This is a genomic window from Streptomyces canus (genome assembly GCF_030816965.1).
Lineage (GTDB): Bacteria > Actinomycetota > Actinomycetes > Streptomycetales > Streptomycetaceae > Streptomyces > Streptomyces canus_E.
Genome location: NZ_JAUSYQ010000002.1, coordinates 6,894,771 through 6,915,319, shown reverse-complemented (window position 1 = coordinate 6,915,319; position 20,549 = coordinate 6,894,771). Strand labels below are relative to the sequence as shown.

The 20,549-nt window shown below is 68.8% G+C and carries 21 protein-coding genes and 2 pseudogenes; 4 read left to right on the top strand and 19 right to left on the bottom strand.

Going from position 1 to position 20,549, the window contains the following annotated elements; all coding sequences use genetic code 11:
- Window positions 1-31 precede the first annotated feature (31 nt).
- A pseudogene (locus QF027_RS32960) lies at window positions 32-139 on the bottom strand (TetR/AcrR family transcriptional regulator); the annotation flags it as partial.
- A 70-nt stretch (window positions 140-209) separates the two neighbouring features.
- Between QF027_RS32960 and QF027_RS32955 the strand changes: the two are divergent.
- Window positions 210-782, top strand: coding sequence for a cob(I)yrinic acid a,c-diamide adenosyltransferase (locus tag QF027_RS32955; protein ID WP_307078764.1), 573 nt, complete (start codon window positions 210-212; stop codon window positions 780-782).
- 33 nt (window positions 783-815) lie between these two features.
- On the opposite strand, the gene QF027_RS32950 is transcribed toward QF027_RS32955, so the two are convergent.
- Entirely contained in the window at window positions 816-1,346 is a 531-nt protein-coding gene (locus tag QF027_RS32950; RefSeq protein ID WP_306976276.1) for a hypothetical protein, read from the bottom strand.
- A gap of 150 nt (window positions 1,347-1,496) precedes the next feature.
- Between QF027_RS32950 and QF027_RS32945 the strand changes: the two genes are divergently transcribed.
- The 3 genes from QF027_RS32945 to QF027_RS32935 all read left to right on the top strand — a co-directional run bounded on the left by QF027_RS32945 (window position 1,497) and on the right by QF027_RS32935 (window position 5,240).
- Complete coding sequence (locus QF027_RS32945; protein WP_307078761.1) at window positions 1,497-2,660, top strand: sensor histidine kinase; 1,164 nt, start codon at window positions 1,497-1,499, stop codon at window positions 2,658-2,660.
- The gene (locus tag QF027_RS32940) at window positions 2,657-3,298 is read left to right on the top strand and encodes a response regulator (RefSeq protein ID WP_307078760.1); all 642 of its coding nucleotides are present in this window, start codon (window positions 2,657-2,659) and stop codon (window positions 3,296-3,298) included. Before QF027_RS32945 ends, QF027_RS32940 begins: the two co-directional genes overlap by 4 nt.
- Before the next feature lie 118 nt (window positions 3,299-3,416).
- A complete protein-coding gene (locus tag QF027_RS32935; protein WP_307078758.1) occupies window positions 3,417-5,240 on the top strand; it encodes a glycoside hydrolase family 18 chitinase in 1,824 nt (607 codons plus the stop codon).
- A 43-nt stretch (window positions 5,241-5,283) separates the two neighbouring features.
- On the opposite strand, the gene QF027_RS32930 is transcribed toward QF027_RS32935, so the two are convergent.
- The 17 genes and pseudogenes from QF027_RS32930 to rpmE all read right to left on the bottom strand — a co-directional run bounded on the left by QF027_RS32930 (window position 5,284) and on the right by rpmE (window position 20,431).
- Window positions 5,284-5,730 carry a DUF2550 domain-containing protein gene (locus QF027_RS32930; RefSeq protein ID WP_306976281.1) on the bottom strand — a complete coding sequence of 149 codons (447 nt, stop codon included), beginning with the start codon at window positions 5,728-5,730 and terminating at the stop codon, window positions 5,284-5,286.
- A 142-nt stretch (window positions 5,731-5,872) separates the two neighbouring features.
- On the bottom strand, window positions 5,873-6,247 hold the full coding sequence (locus tag QF027_RS32925) for a F0F1 ATP synthase subunit epsilon (RefSeq protein WP_306976283.1): 375 nt from the start codon (window positions 6,245-6,247) through the stop codon (window positions 5,873-5,875).
- A gap of 133 nt (window positions 6,248-6,380) precedes the next feature.
- The gene (gene atpD, locus QF027_RS32920; RefSeq protein WP_007384726.1) at window positions 6,381-7,817 is read right to left on the bottom strand and encodes a F0F1 ATP synthase subunit beta; all 1,437 of its coding nucleotides are present in this window, start codon (window positions 7,815-7,817) and stop codon (window positions 6,381-6,383) included.
- Window positions 7,817-8,734 (bottom strand): F0F1 ATP synthase subunit gamma, encoded by a 918-nt coding sequence (locus QF027_RS32915; RefSeq protein ID WP_306976287.1) that lies wholly within the window; start codon window positions 8,732-8,734, stop codon window positions 7,817-7,819. Before QF027_RS32915 ends, atpD begins: the two co-directional genes overlap by 1 nt.
- A 21-nt stretch (window positions 8,735-8,755) precedes the next feature.
- The gene (gene atpA, locus QF027_RS32910; protein WP_306976290.1) at window positions 8,756-10,345 is read right to left on the bottom strand and encodes a F0F1 ATP synthase subunit alpha; all 1,590 of its coding nucleotides are present in this window, start codon (window positions 10,343-10,345) and stop codon (window positions 8,756-8,758) included.
- Between the two features lie 125 nt (window positions 10,346-10,470).
- Window positions 10,471-11,286 (bottom strand): F0F1 ATP synthase subunit delta, encoded by an 816-nt coding sequence (locus QF027_RS32905; RefSeq protein ID WP_306976291.1) that lies wholly within the window; start codon window positions 11,284-11,286, stop codon window positions 10,471-10,473.
- Window positions 11,283-11,834: a F0F1 ATP synthase subunit B gene (locus tag QF027_RS32900; protein WP_020136564.1), complete on the bottom strand. Its 552-nt coding sequence runs from the start codon at window positions 11,832-11,834 to the stop codon at window positions 11,283-11,285. Before QF027_RS32900 ends, QF027_RS32905 begins: the two co-directional genes overlap by 4 nt.
- A gap of 42 nt (window positions 11,835-11,876) precedes the next feature.
- Window positions 11,877-12,107, bottom strand: a complete 231-nt coding sequence (locus QF027_RS32895; protein ID WP_031040683.1) for an ATP synthase subunit C — start codon at window positions 12,105-12,107, stop codon at window positions 11,877-11,879.
- A 76-nt stretch (window positions 12,108-12,183) separates the two neighbouring features.
- A complete protein-coding gene (gene atpB, locus QF027_RS32890; RefSeq protein ID WP_306976296.1) occupies window positions 12,184-13,008 on the bottom strand; it encodes a F0F1 ATP synthase subunit A in 825 nt (274 codons plus the stop codon).
- A 225-nt stretch (window positions 13,009-13,233) separates the two neighbouring features.
- Entirely contained in the window at window positions 13,234-13,665 is a 432-nt protein-coding gene (locus tag QF027_RS32885; RefSeq protein WP_057612081.1) for a hypothetical protein, read from the bottom strand.
- A gap of 310 nt (window positions 13,666-13,975) precedes the next feature.
- Window positions 13,976-15,290 (bottom strand): annotated as a pseudogene (locus QF027_RS32880) (MraY family glycosyltransferase).
- 129 nt (window positions 15,291-15,419) lie between these two features.
- Complete coding sequence (gene glyA / locus QF027_RS32875; RefSeq protein WP_307078756.1) at window positions 15,420-16,661, bottom strand: serine hydroxymethyltransferase; 1,242 nt, start codon at window positions 16,659-16,661, stop codon at window positions 15,420-15,422.
- Between the two features lie 69 nt (window positions 16,662-16,730).
- The gene (locus QF027_RS32870) at window positions 16,731-17,402 is read right to left on the bottom strand and encodes an arsenate reductase/protein-tyrosine-phosphatase family protein (RefSeq protein ID WP_306976305.1); all 672 of its coding nucleotides are present in this window, start codon (window positions 17,400-17,402) and stop codon (window positions 16,731-16,733) included.
- Complete coding sequence (locus tag QF027_RS32865; RefSeq protein ID WP_057612085.1) at window positions 17,399-18,046, bottom strand: L-threonylcarbamoyladenylate synthase; 648 nt, start codon at window positions 18,044-18,046, stop codon at window positions 17,399-17,401. The genes QF027_RS32870 and QF027_RS32865 overlap by 4 nt, the downstream gene beginning before the upstream one ends.
- Before the next feature lie 52 nt (window positions 18,047-18,098).
- Window positions 18,099-18,938 (bottom strand): peptide chain release factor N(5)-glutamine methyltransferase, encoded by an 840-nt coding sequence (gene prmC, locus QF027_RS32860; RefSeq protein WP_306976307.1) that lies wholly within the window; start codon window positions 18,936-18,938, stop codon window positions 18,099-18,101.
- A gap of 94 nt (window positions 18,939-19,032) precedes the next feature.
- Window positions 19,033-20,109, bottom strand: coding sequence for a peptide chain release factor 1 (gene prfA, locus QF027_RS32855; RefSeq protein ID WP_306976309.1), 1,077 nt, complete (start codon window positions 20,107-20,109; stop codon window positions 19,033-19,035).
- A gap of 103 nt (window positions 20,110-20,212) precedes the next feature.
- Window positions 20,213-20,431 carry a 50S ribosomal protein L31 gene (rpmE, locus tag QF027_RS32850; protein ID WP_059211395.1) on the bottom strand — a complete coding sequence of 73 codons (219 nt, stop codon included), beginning with the start codon at window positions 20,429-20,431 and terminating at the stop codon, window positions 20,213-20,215.
- Between the last annotated feature and the right edge of the window lie 118 nt (window positions 20,432-20,549).

The following is a 20,549-nucleotide window of genomic DNA, read 5'->3' as shown; positions in this document are numbered from 1 at the left end:
CATCTGACGGACATCACACCGGCAGACGTCACTAGGGGTCTCGTACGGCGTAGTTGAGCACCCTATCGCTCAACAGCTCCTCCTTCTCGTCGACAAGCACCAGCACCTCTCGTGATACTTCGTCCGGATTGCGTCCGGCGGCCGATCTGACCGGCGATCAGGCCTCCTCCAGCTCGCCTCGACGGCCGGAGCGTACTTACGCTGGCCTCATGGTCAATCTGACGCGCATCTACACCAGGACCGGCGACCAGGGCACCACCGCCCTCGGCGACATGAGCAGGGTCGCCAAGACCGATCTGCGGATCTCCGCGTACGCGGACACCAACGAGGCGAACGCGGTGATCGGCACGGCGATCGCCCTGGGCGGTCTCGAGGAGGAGGTCGTCAAGGTCCTCACCCGTGTGCAGAACGACCTGTTCGACGTCGGAGCCGATCTCTCGACGCCCGTCGTCGAGAACCCCGAGTTCCCGCCCCTGCGTGTCGAGCAGTTCTACGTCGACAAGCTGGAGGCGGACTGCGACCGCTTCAACGAGCGGCTGGAGAAGCTCCGCTCCTTCATCCTGCCGGGCGGCACCCCGGGCGCGGCCCTGCTCCACCAGGCCTGCACGGTCGTACGCCGCGCCGAGCGCTCGACGTGGGCAGCGCTGGAGGTCCACGGCGAGGCGATGAACCCTCTCACCGCGACCTACCTGAACCGCCTGTCGGACCTGCTCTTCATCTTGGCGCGCACGGCCAACAAGGGCCTCGGCGACGTCTTGTGGGTGCCTGGCGGCGAACGCTAGCGACAACGTGCTGTGGGTCCCGGGCGGGGAGCGTCAGCGCCCGCGCTTGGGGAACAGCGTGTAGCCGCCGGCGATGACCACGTTGATGCCGATCAGCCAGAGCATGCGTTGCTGCCAGGCGCGCAGCGAGTCGCTCTGCCCGTCCCCGACGTACCAGACCGCGGCCTGGAGCAGAGCCACGGCGACCACCGCGGCGAGGATCCAGCGGCCCGCGACCTTCCACTCGTGGACGGCGCGGGCCGTGCCGTACCTCGGTGGCTTCACCGGCGGGGGGCCGCCCGCGAACCGGTGGGCGGCCCAGGCGTCCGCCCATCTGATCGTGGAGTGACCGAGGCCCACGGTGAAACCGATGTAGACGGCGGCCAGGCCGTGCTTCCAGTCGGGTTCGGCACCGTTCCTGAGGTCGATCGCGGTGACCGTGAACAGCACGAGCTCCAGCAACGGCTCGCACAGCAGCAGGGCCAGCCCGACGCGCGGCATGCGCAGCCCGTAACGGAAGGTCAGCCCGGCTGCCAGCAGCACCCAGAAGGCCACCTCACACGCGACGATCAGTCCGACGATCACGACCGCTCCCTTCGTCCGCTCTCCAGGCTCCCGGCGCGCGCGGCCCCTTTCGTCGTCGCCGGTGACGAAACCGCCGTACATCGAAAGATGCAGTCCAGGACCGTTCCCGGGCATCAGGCGCGGGGCGCGGACACCGTGTTGTATGGAGTCATGGCCCTGCCCCGCCCGCACCGCTTCGACGTGTACATCGCGGCCGGTGGCCTGCTCGGCGGCCTGCTGCTGGTGGGCATCGGTCTGAGCACCCGGCCGTCCAGTGACCCGATCACCCTCTTCGACGGGCCCTGGCCGGTCCTCGTGCCGCTCACCGTGCTGGCCGGCTGCGAACTGCTGCGCCGGACGGCGCCCCGCACGGCCCTGCTGACCGGCACCGGCGCGATCTGCGCCGACCTCGTGACCCAGGGCAACCTCGCCACGATCCTGATGTTCACCGATGTCGTCTACGCGGCCGTGCTCTACGGCCCGCTCGCCTCGGCCCGCCGCATCCAGTGGATCACCGGCCTGCTGACCGTGGCCGGGACGCTGGTGCCGTTCGCGGTGTGGCGGGTGCCGGAGGCGCTGCTGATCGGTGTGGTCGTCGGTGTCGTGGCGTACGGGCCGGCCGCCACCGGTTGGATCGTGCGCAACCACCGTGACGCCGCCGAGGCCGCCCGGCTGCGCGCCGAACAGACCGCGCTGCTCGCCGAGAAGGACCGCACGCAGGCCGTCACCGCCGAACGTGCCCGGATGGCACGGGAGTTGCACGACATGGTCGCCAACCACCTGTCGGCGATCGCCATCCACTCCACGGCCGCGCTGTCCATCGACGACCCCGCGACCTCCCGGGAGGCGCTCTCGGTGATCCGGGAGAACAGCGTCGACGGCCTCGCCGAGATGCGCCGGCTGATCGGCATCCTGCGCGACGGCGACCACGAGCCCTCCGCCGTCCCCACCCTCGACGGTCTCACCGCCCTCGTCGACGGCGCCCGCGCCAACGGTCTGGACGTCACGCTGGACGCCTGCCACCACGGCGCCGTGCCCGCTCCCGTCGAACTCGCCGCCTACCGCATCGTCCAGGAGTCCCTGACCAACGCCCTCAAACACGCGTGTCCGGGCCGGGTCCGGGTGAGCCTCGCGCAGCGGGACGGTGAGCTGACCGTGGCGGTGAGCAGTCCGTACGGTGACCGGGACGGCCCCCGCGCTCCCGGCTCCGGCGCCGGGCTGGTCGGGATGCGCGAGCGGGCCGCGTTGCTCGGCGGCACGTTCGACGCCGGTCCCGACGGGCCGCACTGGACCGTACGCGCCACTCTGCCCCTGCGTGAAGGAGTCCCCGAATGATTCGCGTCCTCGTCGCCGAGGACCAGTCCGCCGTCCGCGCCGGGCTGGTCCTCATTCTGCGCAGCGCCCCCGGCATCGAGGTGGTCGGCGAGGCGGCGGACGGTGAGCAGGCGGTGGCGCTGGCCCGTGAGTTGAGGCCGGACCTCGTGCTGATGGACGTTCAGATGCCACGTCTGGACGGGGTGTCGGCGACCCGGCAGGTCGTCGGGGAAGGCCTCGCGGACGTCCTCGTGCTGACCACCTTCGATCTCGACGAGTACGTGTTCGGAGCCCTGCGGGCCGGGGCCGCCGGTTTCCTGCTGAAGAACACGGAAGCCAAGGACCTCATCACCGCCGTGCACACAGTGGCACGGGGAGAGGGAATCGTCGCCCCGGCCGTCACCCGGCGTCTGATCGCCGAGTTCGCCGCCAGGCCGGTTCGCGGGACGAACGCCGACCCGACCGTCCTGGACACCCTCACGCGCCGGGAACGCGAGGTGTTGTCCTGTCTCGGGGAGGGCCTGTCCAACGCCGCCATCGCGGGCCGCCTCGACATGGCGGAGGCCACGGTGAAGACGCACGTCAGCCGTGTGCTGGGGAAGCTGGAGCTGCGCAGCCGGGTGCAAGCGGCCGTACTGGCACAGGAGTTGGGCGTCTAGTTGCGCCTTGCACCAGAGTGGTCCAGACCTATTGACCCGTGGTCCAGACCTTTCTATTCTCGCGGCACCGTGGGTGTGAAGGCTCAGTCACGCCCCCAACTCCCCTAGGAGGCGCACGATGCGCTTCAGACACAGAGCCGCGGCAGGGTTCGCGACGCTGTTGCTTCCCTTCGCCGGCCTGGTCGGCCTCGCGAGCCCCGCCCAGGCCGCGAGCACCGCCACCGCCACCTACGCCAAGACCCAGGACTGGGGCACCGGCTTCGAAGGCAAGTGGACGGTGAAGAACACCGGTACCACCAGCCTCAGTTCCTGGACCGTCGAGTGGGACTTCCCCTCCGGCACCTCCGTCACCTCCGCCTGGGACGCCGACGTCACCTCCTCCGGCACCCACTGGACCGCCAAGAACAAGTCCTGGAACGGCACCCTCGCCCCCGGCGCCTCCGTCTCCTTCGGCTTCAACGGCGCCGGATCCGGGTCCCCTGCCAACTGCAAGCTGAACGGCGGCAGTTGTGACGGCGGCTCCATTCCGGGAGACGCGGCACCGTCCGCCCCGGGCACCCCCACCGCCTCCGGCATCACCAACACCTCGGTGAAGCTGGCCTGGAGCGCCGCCACCGACGACAAGGGCATCAAGAACTACGACGTGCTGCGCGACGGCGCCAAGGTCGCCACCGTGACGACGACCTCGTACACGGACACCGGTCTGACCGCCGGCACCGACTACTCCTACACGGTCCAGGCCCGTGACACCGCCGACCAGACCGGACCGGCCAGCGGCGCGGTCGCCGTGCACACCACCGGCGGCACCACCGACCCCCCGCCCACCGGCTCCAAGGTCAAACTCGGGTACTTCACCGAGTGGGGCGTCTACGGCCGCAACTACCACGTCAAGAACCTGGTGACCTCGGGCTCCGCCTCGAAGATCACGCACATCAACTACGCCTTCGGCAACGTCAAGGACGGCAAGTGCGTCGTCGACGACACCTACGCGGCCTACGACAAGGCGTACACCGCCGACCAGTCCGTCAGCGGCGTCGCCGGCACCTGGGACCAGCCGCTGCGCGGCAACTTCAACCAGCTGCGTGAGCTCAAGGCCAAGTACCCGAACATCAAGGTGCTCTACTCCTTCGGCGGCTGGACCTACTCCGGCGGCTTCGCGCAGGCCGCGGCCAACCCGGCCGCCTTCGCCGCCTCCTGCAAGTCGGTCATCGAGGACCCGCGCTGGGCGGATGTCTTCGACGGCATCGACATCGACTGGGAGTACCCGAACGCCTGCGGTCTGACCTGCGACACCAGCGGCGCCGCCGCCTTCAGGAACCTGATGGCGGCACTGCGTTCGGAGTTCGGCTCCAGCTACCTGGTCACCGCGGCCATCACGGCCGACGGCTCGTCCGGTGGCAAGATCGACGCGGCCGACTACGGCGGCGCCTCCCAGTACGTCGACTGGTACAACGTGATGACGTACGACTACTTCGGCGCCTTCGACGCGGACGGTCCGACCGCTCCGCACTCCCCGCTCACCTCGTACGCCGGCATCCCGACGGCGGGCTTCGACTCGGCCGACGCGATCGCCAAGCTGAAGTCGAAGGGCGTGGCCTCGAACAAGCTGCTGCTCGGCATCGGCTTCTACGGCCGCGGCTGGACCGGCGTCACCCAGGCCGCCCCCGGAGGCTCGGCGACCGGCGCGGCACCCGGCACCTACGAGGCGGGCATCGAGGACTACAAGGTCCTCAAGACGTCCTGCCCCACCACCGGCACCGTCGCGGGCACGGCCTACGCCTACTGCGGCAACAACTGGTGGTCCTACGACACCCCCGCGACGATCGCCGGCAAGATGACCTGGGCCAGGAACCAGGGTCTGGGCGGCGCGTTCTTCTGGGAGTTCAGCGGCGACACCGGTGACGGAGAGCTGGTCCGCGCCATCAACAGCGGACTGAGCTGACCTGATCCACTGTGGGCGCGCGGTCTGCCGCGCGCCCCTCGACTCAGGCCACGTTGACACGCTGACCGGGGGGAGCTGCCTCCAGCCAGGCGAGGAAACCGGTCAGCGCGTCCTCGCTCATGGCGAGTTCGAGACGCGTGCCCCGGTGCAGACAGGTCAGGACGATGTGGTCGGAGAGCAGCGCCAGCTCCTCCTCACCCTCGGGCAGGCGACGGCCGGCGACCTCGATCGCGGCGCGCTCCAGCACCCGGCGCGGGCGATAGGCGTAGGAGAAGACGCGGTACCACTCGACACGGTCGCCGTTGTAGCGGGCGACGCCGTAGCTCCAGCCTTTGCCGCTGGTGTCGGTCTTCTCCAGCACGTCCCAGCGCAGGGAACAGTCGAAGGTGCCACCGGAGCGCTGGATGAGTCTGCGCCGCAGACCGAAGACGAACAGCCCCAGCACCACCAGGGCCACGACGATTCCGCACACAGTCAGAGCGAGGACCATCGACACCGACCTCCTCGTCTCCTAGGTACCTTCAATAGGTAACGGAACGGAAAAAACATCCAGATCTGCCTCAGCCGCGACCGGCTCCGGATCACTCCGGTGCCGGCCGCGGCTGAGGAACGTCATACGGCTCCGCGCAGTCTCAGCGCGTCGCCGCCGCACGCAGTCGTACGTCCGCACGACGCTCGGCGGCGGCGTCGCCCTCCGCCTTCGCGCGCTCCAGCTCCCGCTCCACGCGCTGGACGTCGATCTCGTCCGACAGCTCGGCGATCTCGGCCAGCAGCGACAGCTTGTTGTCCGCGAACGAGATGAAACCGCCGTGCACCGCGGCGACGACCGTCCCGCCATCACGCGTACGGATGGTCACCGGGCCCGACTCCAGCACACCGAGCAGCGGCTGGTGACCGGGCATGACGCCGATGTCGCCGGACGTGGTGCGCGCGACGACCAGGGTGGCCTCGCCGGACCAGACCTCTCGGTCGGCCGCGACCAGCGCGACGTGCAGCTCAGCAGCCAAGGTGGCTCCTCGGGTCACCACCCGGCGGTTCTGCCGGGTGTTGGTTACAAGTCTAGTAGGCGTGAATGAGGGGGCGGGACGTGCCCCGCCCCCTCAAGCGTGAACCACAGGATTCACTTCGAACTCAGGCAGTTCAGGAGACGCCGAGCTCCTTGGCGTTGGCCTTGAGGTCCTCCAGGCCACCGCACATGAAGAACGCCTGCTCCGGGAAGTGGTCGAACTCGCCGTCACAGATCGCGTTGAACGCGGTGATCGACTCGTCCAGCGGCACGTCCGAACCGTCCACGCCGGTGAACTGCTTGGCGACGTGGGTGTTCTGGGACAGGAAGCGCTCGACGCGGCGGGCACGCTGGACGACCAGCTTGTCCTCCTCGCTGAGCTCGTCGATGCCGAGGATCGCGATGATGTCCTGGAGGTCCTTGTACTTCTGGAGGATCCCCTTGACGCGCATGGCGGTCTCGTAGTGGTCCTGCGCGATGTAGCGCGGGTCCAGGATCCGGGACGTGGAGTCCAGCGGGTCCACGGCCGGGTAGATGCCCTTCTCGGAGATCGGACGGGACAGAACCGTCGTCGCGTCGAGGTGGGCGAAGGTGGTGGCCGGGGCCGGGTCGGTCAGGTCGTCCGCGGGGACGTAGATCGCCTGCATCGAGGTGATCGAGTGACCACGGGTCGAGGTGATGCGCTCCTGGAGGAGACCCATCTCGTCGGCCAGGTTCGGCTGGTAGCCCACCGCGGAGGGCATACGGCCGAGCAGGGTCGAGACCTCGGAACCGGCCTGCGTGAAGCGGAAGATGTTGTCGATGAAGAACAGCACGTCCTGCTTCTGCACATCGCGGAAGTACTCCGCCATGGTCAGACCCGCGAGAGCCACGCGAAGACGGGTGCCCGGGGGCTCGTCCATCTGGCCGAAGACCAGCGCGGTCTTGTCGATGACGCCCGAGTCGGACATCTCCTCGATGAGGTCGTTGCCCTCACGGGTGCGCTCACCGACACCGGCGAACACGGAGACACCGTCGTGGTTGTTGGCGACGCGGTAGATCATCTCCTGGATGAGCACCGTCTTGCCGACGCCGGCACCGCCGAACAGACCGATCTTTCCACCCTTGACGTACGGGGTGAGAAGGTCGATGACCTTGACGCCGGTCTCGAACATCTCGGTCTTCGACTCGAGCTCGTCGAAGCGCGGGGCCTTGCGGTGGATGGACCAGCGCTCGCCGTCGTAGGTCTCGTCGACGTTCAGCACCTCACCGAGGGTGTTGAACACCTTGCCCTTGGTGAAGTCGCCGACCGGGACGGTGATGCCCGTGCCGGTGTCGGTGACGGTGGCCTGGCGGACCAGACCGTCGGTGGGCTGCATCGAGATGGTGCGGACCAGGCCGTCACCCAGGTGCTGGGCGACCTCCAGGGTCAGCGTCTTCTTCGCGCCGTCCTGGGCCGGGTCGGCCACCTCGACGTGCAGCGCGTTGTAGATCTCCGGCATCGCGTCGACGGGGAACTCCACGTCGACGACCGGGCCGATGACCCGGGCGACGCGGCCCGTGGCAGCGGCCGTCTCAACTGTCGTCGTCATTACCTGTCACTCCCCGCGGACGCGTCGGCCAGGGCTGCGGAGCCACCGACGATCTCGCTGATTTCCTGGGTGATTTCGGCCTGGCGGGCCGCGTTGGCAAGTCGGGAGAGCGTGGTGATGAGCTCTCCCGCGTTGTCGGTGGCCGACTTCATCGCGCGCCGCGTGGCGGCGTGCTTGGAGGCGGCCGACTGGAGCAGCGCGTTGTAGATACGGCTCTCCACGTAGCGCGGCAGCAGGGCGTCGAGGACGTCCTCCGCCGAGGGCTCGAAGTCGTAGAGCGGGAGGATCTCGCCCTGCGGCTTGGCCTCCTTGGCCACCTCTTCGAGGCTGAGCGGCAGCAGACGGTCGTCGAGCGCCGTCTGCGTCATCATCGAGACGAACTCGGTGAAGACGATGTGGAGCTCGTCCACGCCGCCCTCGGCCGTGTCCTTCTCGATGGCCTCGATCAGCGGGCCCGCGACCTTCTTGGCGTCCGCGTACGTGGGCTCGTCGGTGAAGCCCGTCCACGACTCCGAGATCTTGCGCTCACGGAAGTTGTAGTGGGCGACGCCCCGGCGGCCGACGACGTAGATGTCGACCTCCTGGCCCTCGCGCTCCAGCCGCTCGGTGAGCCGCTCCGCCTGCTTGATGGCGTTGGAGTTGAAGGCGCCGGCGAGACCGCGGTCGCTCGTCAGGAGCAGCACCGCGGACCGCGTGACCGTCTCGGCCTGCGTGGTCAGCGGGTGCCTGGTGTTCGAGCCGGTGCCGACCGCCGTGACCGCGCGGGTGAGCTCGGTCGCGTAGGGCGTGGAGGCCGCCACCTTGCGCTGCGCCTTGATGACGCGGGAGGCGGCGATCATCTCCATCGCCTTGGTGATCTTCTTGGTCGCGGTGACGGATCGGATGCGACGCTTGTAGACCCGGAGCTGGGCTCCCATGAGTCAGGTCCCTTCCTTACGTCACTTGGCCGTGGCCGGGGCGTCCTCGCCGAGAAGCCTGCCGTCCGAGGTCTCGAACTGCTTCTTGAAGTCGGCGATCGCGTCGGCAACAGCGGTGAGGGTGTCGTCCGACATCTTGCCGCCCTCCTTGATGGAGGTCATGAGGCCCTGCTCCTTGCGGTGCAGGTACTCCAGGAGCTCCTTCTCGAAGCGGCGGATGTCGTTGACCGGGACGTCGTCCATCTTGCCGGTGGTGCCGGCCCAGACGGAGACGACCTGGTCCTCGGTCGCCATCGGCTGGTACTGGGCCTGCTTCAGCAGCTCGACCATGCGCTGGCCGCGCTCCAGCTGCGCCTTCGACGCGGCGTCCAGGTCGGAACCGAAGGCGGCGAACGCCTCCAGCTCACGGAACTGGGCGAGGTCGACGCGCAGTCGGCCGGAGACCTGCTTCATCGCCTTGTGCTGCGCGGAACCACCGACTCGGGAGACGGAGATACCGACGTTCAGCGCGGGGCGCTGACCGGCGTTGAACAGGTCCGACTCCAGGAAGCACTGGCCGTCGGTGATGGAGATGACGTTGGTCGGGATGAACGCCGAGACGTCGTTGGCCTTGGTCTCGACGATCGGCAGACCGGTCATCGAGCCGGCGCCCATCTCGTCGGAGAGCTTGGCGCAGCGCTCCAGCAGACGGGAGTGCAGGTAGAAGACGTCACCCGGGTAGGCCTCACGGCCCGGCGGGCGGCGCAGCAGCAGGGACACGGCGCGGTAGGCGTCGGCCTGCTTCGAGAGGTCGTCGAAGATGATGAGGACGTGCTTGCCCTCGTACATCCACTGCTGGCCGATGGCCGAACCGGTGTACGGCGCCAGGTACTTGAAGCCGGCCGGGTCGGACGCCGGGGCGGCGACGATGGTCGTGTACTCCAGCGCGCCGGCCTCTTCGAGGGCGCCACGCACGGAGGCGATGGTCGAGCCCTTCTGGCCGATGGCGACGTAGACGCAGCGGACCTGCTTCTTCGGGTCGCCGGAGCGCCAGTTGTCACGCTGGTTGATGATCGTGTCGACGGCCAGGGCGGTCTTGCCGGTCTGACGGTCACCGATGATCAGCTGACGCTGGCCACGGCCGATCGGGGTCATCGCGTCGACGGCCTTGTAGCCGGTCTCCATCGGCTCGTGCACCGACTTACGGGCCATGACGCCCGGAGCCTGCAGCTCAAGCGCGCGACGACCGCTGGTCTCGATCTCGCCGAGGCCGTCGATCGGGGCACCGAGCGGGTCGACGACGCGGCCGAGGTAGCCCTCGCCGACGGCCACGGAGAGGACCTCACCGGTACGGGTGACCGGCTGACCCTCCTCGATGCCGCTGAACTCACCGAGGATGACGCAGCCGATCTCGCGCTCTTCCAGGTTGAGCGCGAGGCCGAGGGTGCCGTCCTCGAACTTCAGCAGTTCGTTGGCCATGGCCGAGGGCAGACCCTCGACCTTCGCGATGCCGTCGCCGGCAAGGGTGACCGTACCGACCTCCTCGCGCGAGGCCGCGTCCGGCTTGTACGACTGGACGAAGTTCTCCAGCGCGTCCCGGATCTCCTCCGGCCGGATCGTGAGCTCCGCCATCTGGGTTCCCTGCTCTCCTTGTTGGGCCCGAAGTTTCACTTTGGGGGTCTGGGGGCGACCCCCAGGATTCTTCATGTACGGCCCAACCAGGGCCGTCGTAAGTACGTACTGCTATGAAGTTGCTGTCAGCCCGCCAGGCGGCGGCCGGCGTCCTCGATGCGGTCCGCGATGGAGCCGTTGATGACCTCGTCGCCGACCTGCACCCGGATCCCGCCGAGGACCTCGGGGTCCACGTCGAGGTTGAGGTGCATCTGGCGGCCGTAGAGCTTCGCCAGGGCACCGCCCAGACGCTGCTTCTGCTGGTCGCTCAGCGGAACCGCCGAGGTGACGACGGCCACCATGCGGTCCCGGCGCTCGGCGGCGAGCTTGGACAGGGACTCCAGTCCCGCCTCCAGGCTACGTCCCCGGGGCGCGGCCACAAGGCGCGTCACCAGACGTTCGGTCGTCGCATCGGCGCGGCCGCCGAGCAGGCTGCCGAGCAGCTCACGCTTGGCCGGGGCCGTTGCGGCGCGGTCGGTCAGCGCGGCGCGCAGCTCGGTGTTCGAGGCGACGATCCGGCCGAACCGGAACAGCTCGTCCTCGACGTTGTCGAGCTTGCCCCGCTGCTGCGCGGCGGTGAGGTCGGCGGTGTCGGCCAGCCCCTCCAGCGCGTCCACCAGGTCACGCGAGCGTGACCAGCGGGAGCGCACCATGCCGGACACCAGGTCGGTGGCGGGGCCGCCGACCTGCGTGCCGATCAGGCGCTGGGCCAGTTGGGCCTTGGCCTCGCCGGGCTGCGCCGGGTCGGTCAGGACCCGACGCAGCGACACCTCGCGGTCGAGCAGCGCGGTGACGGCGGCCAGCTCGTCGGCGAGCGAGCCGGCGTCCACGGACGTGTTGTCCGTCAGCGCGTCGAGACGCTCGCGTGCGGCTGCCAGGGCGTCGCGGCTCGCTCCGTTCATCGCGCGGCCTCGGCCTTCTCCTCGAGGTCGTCGAGGAAGCGGTCGATCACGCGGCTCTGCCGGGCGTGGTCCTCGAGGGACTCACCGACGAGCTTGCCGGCCAGGTCGGTGGCGAGCTTGCCGACGTCCTGGCGCAGCGCGGACGCGGCGGCCTTGCGGTCGGCCTCGATCTGCGCGTGACCGGCGGCGACGATCTCCTCGCGCTGCCGCTGGCCTTCCGCGCGCATCTCGGCGATGAGCGTGGCGCCCTGCTCCTGAGCCTCCTGGCGCAGGCGCGCGGCCTCGTGGCGGGCCTCGGCGAGCTGTGCCTTGTACTGCTCAAGGACGCTCTGGGCCTCGGTCTGCGCGGCCTCGGCCTTCTCGATACCGCCCTCGATGGCCTCGCGACGCTCTTCCAGAACCTTGTTGATGGTCGGGAGGAGCTTCTTGGCGAGGAAGCCGAAGACGATGACGAAGGCGATCAGGCCGATGACGAGCTCCGGCCACGGCGGAATGAGGGGATTCTCCTTCTCCGCCTCGGCCGCCAGCTGAACCAGTGCGTGGTTCACATCAGTGCCTTTCGTCGAATGGGGCTGTCGTCGTGGTTCGTCTTAGTAGACGAACGGCATGACGAGGCCGATGAGGGCCAGCGCCTCACAGAACGCGAAGCCGAGGATCTGGTTACCGCGGATGAGGCCGGCCGCCTCGGGCTGGCGGGCGAGAGCCTGGGTGCCGTTGCCGAAGATGATGCCGACGCCGACGCCCGGGCCGATCGCGGCGAGGCCGTAACCGATGGAGCCGAGGTTGCCTTCGACCGCAGCGAGGGTCTGGAGAGCGGACATGCCGGTTCTTCCTTCTCTTTCAGTGACCGGTGGGGGTTGGCCACCGGATGTCTCTGGGGTGTGGCGCGGGCGGTGCTCAGTGGTGCTCGGCGAGCGCGCCCTGGATGTAGGTACAGGTCAGGAGGACGAAGACGTACGCCTGGACCGCCTGGATGAAGAGCTCGAAGGCCGTCATCACGATGACCATCACGAACGAGACGCCGGAGTAGGCGATGCCGATGCCGTTCAGCATGTACCAGCTGGCGATCGTGAAGAGCAGCAGCAGGGTGTGACCGGCGAACATGTTCGCGAAGAGCCGTACGGCGTGCGTGAACGGACGGACCAGCAGGTTCGAGAAGAACTCGATGACCATGGCCAGCGGGAGCACCGCGCCGAGCGACTTGTCGTAGCCCGTCACGTTCTTGAAGAAGCCGACGAAGCCGTGCCGCTTGAAGGTCAGCGAGACCCAGGTGACGTAGACGACCGCGGCGAGGACGGCCGGGTAGGCGATGATCGACGTCACCGGGAAGGAGGCGACGGGGATGATCGACCACAGGTTCAGCATCCAGATGAAGAAGAACAGCGAGACGGCGAGCGGAACGTACTTCTCGCCCTCCTTCTTGCCGATCGTCTCGTAGACCACGCCACGGCGGACGAAGTCGTAGCCGGCCTCGGCGATCATCTGGAGCTTGCCGGGGACGACCTTCGGCCGGGCGAAGGCGGCCCAGAAGAAGCCCACGATGATGACGGAGCCGAGCAGGGCGAGCAGCATCGGCTTGTTGAAGTAGAGGCCGTTGCCGTCCGCGTCGCCCCAGAGGGGCTCGAACATGAACGAGTGCAGGCCCGGAGCCGGGAAGCCACACCCGTCGAACAGGTGACAGCTCGTGTCGAAAGCGAGCGTCTGCGTCGGGTCAGCACTCACCGCGGGCTCCTTCGTCGTGGCGCATAGGTACGGCAACCTCGTTGTGTCGGCGCGGCGGTAGGCCGCAGTTCGGCACGGGACAGGTGTAACGGATGTGGGGGCGGCCGGGGGGCATCGAGCCTCGCGTTCGAGCAGGCGTCAGCTCGGATGCCCGCGCCCGCGATGCCGCAGTTGGCACCGGACGATAGCAGGGTCTCTCAGTCGCATTTATCCCGGCCCTACCTCTCACGACGAGTGCCCCGTTTTTTCGGGCTTGGTGCCCGAATCGGGTTCGACGTAGAGGATCTTGGACTTCATGTGGGCGCGTGTCTGTGCGGCGATCCAGGTGAGGGTGCCGACGACGAGCGTAAGAGCGAAAGCCTTGGGGTGGAACAGCGTGGTGTTCTTGAACACCGCGACGAAGACGAACAGCAGCAGGATCTGAGCCGTGTAGAGCATCAGGCCCATCGCCTGGAACAGGTGCGGAAGCGATTTGGCAGTGCGCTGCAGGACGTAGAGGCCGATACCCATGAAGAGGATCACGATCAGCGTCGCCACCCCCGCCCCGATCGCACCCTTGCCACCGGCGACCACACCACTGACGACGGCGGCAACAGCGCCGACGGCAGCCGTGGGCACGGCGGCCTGAGCCAGGATCCGGACGTCGTTGGACGGCATGGCGGCAACTCCGCATTCAAAAGGGGGGCAGGGCGTCGTCATGGACGAGCGTAGTCCCGGGCTGAGGGTGACCCTCACGCCAATGGGCCGTCGCACTACGGCCCTTCGGCTCCGCCCTGGGTTCTCGTGAACCGTATCACAAACTATTTGATGCGGTCTTTACCTAGAAGGTGTGCCCACTGTCACACATGAGAGTGAAGCTGCGCGTCTGTGCAGAAATGCGGCCGACTTGTCTGCTATAAGGGCGGTTTGTCGGCCTGTCGAACTCCCACGCGTTGGCAATGCTTTAGTCAGATTCTTACCTTGGGCGTCAGCGCGAGGTCTCGGCCTTACGCCTCTCCGGGGCGTGCGGACGAGCCCGCAGCGCGGTCGCGCCGTTGACACCCGCCACCCCGGCGGCGACCGGGGTGCGCTGTTCCACCTCCACGGACTCCACGGACTCCGCGACCACGGGACGCCGACGGCGGTAGCGCGGCGGCACGATGGCCTGGGCCCACATCGGGACGCGCGGGGTGAACCGCGGCAGCAGGAGCAGCACGAGACCGATCGCGCTGAGGAACACGACGCCGAGCACGATCCACATGGACGCGGAGTTCACCGAGTAGGCGAGCGAGCCGAACGCGATCAGCGCCGACCAGAAGTACATGATCCACACCGCGCGGCTGTGCGAGTGCCCGATCTCCAGGAGCCGGTGGTGCAAGTGCCCGCGGTCGGCGGCGAACGGCGACTGGCCGCGCCAGGTGCGGCGCACGATGGCCGAGATCAGGTCGGCGGCCGGCACCGCGATGATGCTCAGCGGCAGCAGCAGCGGGATGTAGACGGGGACCGTCTGGTGCACGGCCGCCTTCTCGGACCCGGCGAACAGCTTCAGCGCGTCCGGGTCGATCTGCCCGGTGATGGAGATGGCGCCCGCGGCCAGCACCAGGCCGATGAGCATCGAGCCGGAGTCACCCATGAAGATCCGCGCGGGGTGCATGTTGTGCGGCAGGAAGCCCAGGCACATGCCCATCAGGATCGCCGAGAACAGCGTCGCCGGGGCGGCCGCCTCGATGCCGTACGAGTACCAGATCCGGTAGGCGTACAGGAAGAACGCCGCCGCCGCGATGCAGACCATGCCGGCCGCGAGACCGTCGAGGCCGTCGACGAAAGTTCACCGCGTTGATGGTGATGACGACGAGCGCGACCGTCAGCAGGGTGCCCTGCCACTGGGTCAGCGCGACCGAGCCGACGCTGGGGATGGGCAGCCACAGGATCGTCAGACCCTGCATGACCATCACGCCCGCGGCGATCATCTGGCCGCCCAGCTTGATCAGGGCATCGATCTCGAACTTGTCGTCCAGGACACCGATCAGCCAGATCAGGGCCGCTCCGGAGAGCAGGGCGCGCGGTTCGTTCGACTTCTCGAAGACCTCGCTGAGGTTGGTCAGGTGGTCGGCGACCAGCAGGCCCGCGCACAGTCCGAAGAACATGGCGATACCGCCGAGCCTCGGAGTCGGTTCCCGGTGCACGTCACGGGCCCTGATCTCCGGCATCGCTCCGGCCACGATCGCGAACTTCCGTACCGGCCCTGTCAGCAGATACGTCACCGCGGCCGTGATGCAGAGCGTCAGCAGGTATTCACGCACAGGCTTCCCCACAGGTCTCGCTGGCCATCTCAGCCCCACACACTAGCGACGCACGCATACGGTTGGGGACTTCCGGGTAGAGCCGATGGTTGCACGTGCGGCTGTGCCCGCTGGTGCGGATACCCCCGCTCAGGCCGGATACGGCGGAAATCCGCCGACCAGATCCCGCACTTCTTCACGTGCCCTGACGCTCTCCACCTCGCCGCGCACAACCCCCGCGAGCAAGGCGGCGATCCTCTCCATCTCCTTCTCGGCCATGCCCTGGGTGGTGACGGCGGCGGTGCCGAGGCGCAGTCCGCGGGTGTCCGCGTGAGGCAGCGCACAGCAGTCGAGCACCATGCCCGCGGCCGCGAGCCGTCCCCTCGCCGTGCGTCCGTCGACGCCGAGGGGCGCCGGATCGGCCGTGACGAGATGGGTGTCGGTCCCGCCGGTGGTGACGACGAGCCCCTCGTCGGCCAGCGCGGCCGCCAGGATCCTCGCATTGGCCACCACCTGATGGGCGTACGCGGCGAACGCCGGTGTCGCAGCCTCGCCGAACGCGACCGCCTTGGCGGCGATGGTGTGCATCTGCGCGCCGCCCTGCGTGAACGGGAAGACGGCCCGGTCGACCCGCTCGGCCAGTTCACCGCCGCAGAGGATCATTCCGCCGCGGGGGCCGCGCAGCACCTTGTGCGTGGTGGCGCAGACGACGTCGGCGTACGGCACCGGACTGGGCGCCGCTCCCCCGGCGACGAGCCCCATGGGGTGGGCGGCGTCGGCGATCAGATACGCGCCCACCTCGTCGGCGACCTCGCGGAAGAAGGCGTAATCGATGTGCCGGGGATAGGCGATGGAGCCGCACACGATCGCCTTGGGCCGGTGGGTGCGGGCCAGTGTCCGGACCTGGTCGTGGTCGATGAGCCCGGTCTCGGCGTCGACACCGTAGGGGACGAAGTCGAACCAGCGGCCGGAGAAGTTGGCTGGCGAGCCGTGGGTGAGGTGGCCGCCGTAGGGCAGCCCGAGGGCGAGGACGGTGTCGCCGGGGCGCAGGAGCGCGGCGTAGGCGGCCAGAACCGCCGAAGAGCCGGAGTGGGACTGCACGTTGGCGTGCTCGGCACCGAACAGGGACTTCGCCCGGTCCACCGCGAGCCGCTCGGCGACGTCGACGATCTCGCAGCCCCCGTGGTGACGGGCGCCCGGATACCCCTCGGCGTACTTGTTGGCCAGCGCTGAGCCCAGCGCGGCCAGTACGGCCGGCGAGCAGAAGTTCTCGGCGGCGATGAGCTGAAGCGTCGACGACTGCCGGTGGAGCTCCCCGAGCAGGATCTCGGCCAGCTCGGGGTCCTGCCGCGTGAGGACGTCGGTGGTCTGGGGTGCATGGGTGACCGACATGGTGGACTCCGGGGCGTCGACGATGACGTACGTCCAATGTAGGCCCGGGGCCCGTGGGGTGCCCGGTCGTTACGTCCTTGCGGGTACACCCGTGAGCGCGGTGACGACAGGATCGAGCGCCTCGTTTATCTCGTCCCCGATCGAGCGGAAGAAGGGCAGCGGTGCTCCGTACGGGTCGAAGACCTCGTCGGCCTCGGCGGTCGGGGCCAGGAGCCACCCGCGTAGAGCCGCCGCCGCCCGGACCAGGGCGCGTGCGCGGATCACCAGGCCCTCCTCGAGGGGCGGCAGGGTCGCCGTGTCTATCGCCTTCACCAGACGGGTGAACTCCTTCAGCGTGAAGGTGCGCAGGCCCGCCGAGTGGCCCATCGAGATCACCTGCTGACGGTGGTCGCGGGTGGCGGTCAGGACCAGATCCGCCATGATCACGTGTTCGTCCAGCAGTTCCCGGCCCGTGAAGCCGGAGGCGTCCGCGCCGAACTCGGCAAGGACGGTCTCCGCGTTGGCCTCCATGGGCGCGCCCTCGTGGCCCCAGGTCCCCGCGCTCTCCACGACCAGGCCGCCCCACAGCGGGTCGCCGAGCCGGTCCGCCAGGGCATGCCGGGTCAGCCGCTCGGTGATCGGTGAGCGGCAGACGTTGCCGGTGCTGACGTGGAGGATGCGGAAGCTGTCATGCGGGAGCCCTGTGAAGGTCCGCGTCTCTTCCCCGTCCCATATGCCACGCCCCGCGTCAGGGGCCGTCAATTCGCCACCTCGAGGTCGGGTACGACCTTCCTGAGCTCGTCCGCGGAGATCGCGCCCGCGCGCAGCAGCAGGGGCACCTCGCGGGTGACGTCGACGATCGAGGAGGGGACGTTGCCCGGGGTCGGGCCGCCGTCGAGGTAGACGGACACCGAGTCGCCGAGCATTTCCTGGGCGGCGTCGCAGTTCTCCGGTGCCGGGTGACCGGTCAGGTTGGCGGAGGAGACCGCCATGGGGCCGACCTCGGTCAGCAGCTCGATGGCGACCGGGTGCAGCGGCATACGGACGGCCACCGTGCCCCTCGTGTCACCCAGGTCCCACTGAAGGGACGGCTGGTGCTTGGCGACGAGGGTGAGCGCGCCCGGCCAGAAGGCGTCGACGAGCTCCCAGGCCAGCTCGGAGAAGTCGGTGACGAGACCGTGGAGGGTGTTCGGGGAGCCGATCAGCACGGGGGTGGGCATGTTGCGGCCCCGGCCCTTGGCCTCCAGGAGGTCGGAGACGGCCTCGGAGGAGAACGCGTCGGCACCGATGCCGTACACCGTGTCGGTCGGGAGGACCACGAGCTCGCCACGGCGGACGGCGGACGCGGCTTCGCGCAGACCGGTCGTGCGGTCGGTCGCGTCGTTGGTGTCGTATCGCCGTGCCATATCTAGCGGGCCTCCTCGTACACGTACTGCTCTGAAGTCTTGGGAGTGTGGCTCACGGCATCGCCCTGCGGGCCGTCGCGAACCGGGGGCGGTTGTTGAGGTCGGGGTGGTCGGCCGCGTCGGCCCAGCCCCGCTCCTCGGTGAAGATCCACGGCACCTGGCCGCCCTGGGTGTCGGCGTGCTCGATGACGACGACGCCGCCCGGGCGCAGGAGCCGGTGTGCGGTCCGTTCCAGACCACGGATGAGGTCGAGGCCGTCCTCGCCCGAGAACAGGGCGAGTTCGGGATCGTAGTCCCGCGCCTCGGGAGCGACGTACTCCCACTCGGTGAGCGGGATGTAGGGGGGGTTGGAGATGACCAGGTCGACGTGGCCGTCGAGGTCGGGGAAGGCGTCCAGGGCGTTGCCCTGCCGCAGGTCGACCCGTGACCCCTCGACGTTCTTACGGGTCCACCGCAGGGCTTCCTCGGACAGCTCCACGGCGTGCACGCGGGAGCGCGGGACCTCCTGGGCCAGGGCGAGCGCGATGGCGCCGGAGCCGGTGCACAGGTCGACGATGCACGGCTCGACGACGTCCATCGCGCGTACGGCGTCTATGGCCCAGCCGACCACGGACTCCGTCTCGGGCCGCGGCACGAACACACCGGGCCCCACCTGGAGTTCGAGGTATCGGAAGTAGGCGAGCCCGGTGATGTGCTGGAGCGGCTCACGCTGCTCACGGCGGGCGATGACCTCCCAGTAGCGGGCGTCGAAGTCCGCGTCCTTGACGGAGTGCAGCTCGCCCCGCTTCACGCCGTGCACGAACGCGGCGAGTTCCTCCGCGTCGTTGCGCGGCGAGGGCACGCCGGCGTCGGCCAGCCGCTGGGTGGCCTGGGCCACCTCTGCGAGCAGCAAGCCGCGGGGGTTTGGGGGTCGTCCCCCAAATGATGGCTGCACGCAAGTCCTCCGTGTCGTACTCGGTCGTACGTAGGTACCTCTTCGGCGGCCTTTACGCGGCCGCCAGCTTCGCCGCCGAGTCCGCGTCGACGCAGGCCTGGATCACCGCGTCGAGGTCGCCGTCCAGGACCTGGTCCAGGTTGTACGACTTGAAGCCGACACGGTGGTCCGAGATGCGGTTCTCCGGGAAGTTGTACGTGCGGATCTTCTCGGAGCGGTCGACGGTGCGGACCTGGCTGCGCCGGGCGTCGGCGGCATTCCGCTCCGCCTCCTCCTGCGCAGCCGCGAGCAGCCTGGAGCGCAGGATACGCAAGGCCTGCTCCTTGTTCTGCAGCTGGCTCTTCTCGTTCTGGCACGAGGCGACGACTCCGGTGGGAATGTGCGTGATGCGCACGGCGGAGTCGGTCGTGTTGACGGACTGGCCGCCGGGTCCGGAGGAGCGGTAGACGTCGATGCGGAGGTCGTTGGGGTTGATCTCCACGTCGACCTCCTCCGCCTCGGGGGTGACCAGCACACCGGCAGCGGAGGTGTGGATGCGGCCCTGGGACTCGGTCGCCGGGACGCGCTGCACGCGGTGCACACCGCCCTCGTACTTCAGGCGGGCCCAGACACCCTGGCCGGGCTCGGTGGCGCCCTGGCCGCCCTTGGTCTTCACGGCGACCTGGACGTCCTTGTAGCCGCCCAGTTCGGACTCGGTGGCGTCGATGATCTCGGTCTTCCATCCGACGCGCTCGGCGTAGCGGAGATACATGCGCAGCAGGTCGCCGGCGAACAGCGCGGACTCGTCGCCGCCCGCGCCCGCCTTGATCTCGAGGATGACGTCCTTGTCATCGCTGGGGTCGCGCGGAACGAGGAGAAGGCGCAGCTTCTCCGTCAGCTCCTCGCGCTGCTTCTCCAGCTCCTTGACCTCGGCGGCGAAGTCGGGGTCGGCGGCGGCGTACTCGCGCCCGGTCTCGATGTCGTCGCCGGTCTGCTTCCAGGAGCGGTACGTGGCGACGATCGGGGTGAGCTCGGCGTAGCGCTTGTTCAGCTTGCGCGCGTTGGCCTGGTCGGAGTGGACCGACGGGTCGGCGAGCTTCTTCTCCAGGTCGGCGTGCTCACCGACGAGTTCCTCGACGGCCTCGAACATCTCAGGGCTCCTGTACTGCGGATGAAGGGGGAAGACGGGCGACCAAAAACGCCGGTCCCGGCGCACTCCGAGGAGTGCGGCGTGGACCGGCGCTGGTGGCTCGCTACTTCTTGGCAGCAGCCTTGCCGAAGCGGGCCTCGAAGCGGGCCACACGGCCACCGGTGTCGAGGATCTTCTGCTTGCCCGTGTAGAACGGGTGGCACTCGGAGCAGACCTCGGCGCGGATGGCGCCGCTCTGGATCGTGCTACGGGTGGTGAACGACGCGCCACAGGTGCAGCTGACCTGCGTCTCGACGTACTCGGGGTGGATGTCGCGCTTCAAGGTGTCTCCTAGTTTCGGGAGGGCACCGGGTCGCCGCCGCGGGTTGCGGGGGGCGTGAACCGGGGCCGACGTACCAGTCTGCCAGGACTGGCCGCATCCCCCAAAACGAGGGGGCACC

What these genes read in the sequence shown, in the direction of transcription:
- QF027_RS32955 (WP_307078764.1), top strand. Translation starts at nt 210, where the DNA reads ATGGTCAATCTGACGCGCATCTACACCAGGACCGGCGACCAGGGCACC.
- QF027_RS32945 (WP_307078761.1), top strand. Translation starts at nt 1,497, where the DNA reads ATGGCCCTGCCCCGCCCGCACCGCTTCGACGTGTACATCGCGGCCGGT.
- QF027_RS32940 (WP_307078760.1), top strand. Translation starts at nt 2,657, where the DNA reads ATGATTCGCGTCCTCGTCGCCGAGGACCAGTCCGCCGTCCGCGCCGGG.
- QF027_RS32935 (WP_307078758.1), top strand. Translation starts at nt 3,417, where the DNA reads ATGCGCTTCAGACACAGAGCCGCGGCAGGGTTCGCGACGCTGTTGCTT.
- QF027_RS32930 (WP_306976281.1), bottom strand. Translation starts at nt 5,730, where the DNA reads ATGGTCCTCGCTCTGACTGTGTGCGGAATCGTCGTGGCCCTGGTGGTG.
- atpD (WP_007384726.1), bottom strand. Translation starts at nt 7,817, where the DNA reads ATGACGACGACAGTTGAGACGGCCGCTGCCACGGGCCGCGTCGCCCGG.
- QF027_RS32915 (WP_306976287.1), bottom strand. Translation starts at nt 8,734, where the DNA reads ATGGGAGCCCAGCTCCGGGTCTACAAGCGTCGCATCCGATCCGTCACC.
- atpA (WP_306976290.1), bottom strand. Translation starts at nt 10,345, where the DNA reads ATGGCGGAGCTCACGATCCGGCCGGAGGAGATCCGGGACGCGCTGGAG.
- QF027_RS32905 (WP_306976291.1), bottom strand. Translation starts at nt 11,286, where the DNA reads ATGAACGGAGCGAGCCGCGACGCCCTGGCAGCCGCACGCGAGCGTCTC.
- QF027_RS32895 (WP_031040683.1), bottom strand. Translation starts at nt 12,107, where the DNA reads ATGTCCGCTCTCCAGACCCTCGCTGCGGTCGAAGGCAACCTCGGCTCC.
- QF027_RS32885 (WP_057612081.1), bottom strand. Translation starts at nt 13,665, where the DNA reads ATGCCGTCCAACGACGTCCGGATCCTGGCTCAGGCCGCCGTGCCCACG.
- glyA (WP_307078756.1), bottom strand. Translation starts at nt 16,661, where the DNA reads ATGTCGGTCACCCATGCACCCCAGACCACCGACGTCCTCACGCGGCAG.
- QF027_RS32865 (WP_057612085.1), bottom strand. Translation starts at nt 18,046, where the DNA reads ATGGCACGGCGATACGACACCAACGACGCGACCGACCGCACGACCGGT.
- prfA (WP_306976309.1), bottom strand. Translation starts at nt 20,109, where the DNA reads ATGTTCGAGGCCGTCGAGGAACTCGTCGGTGAGCACGCCGACCTGGAG.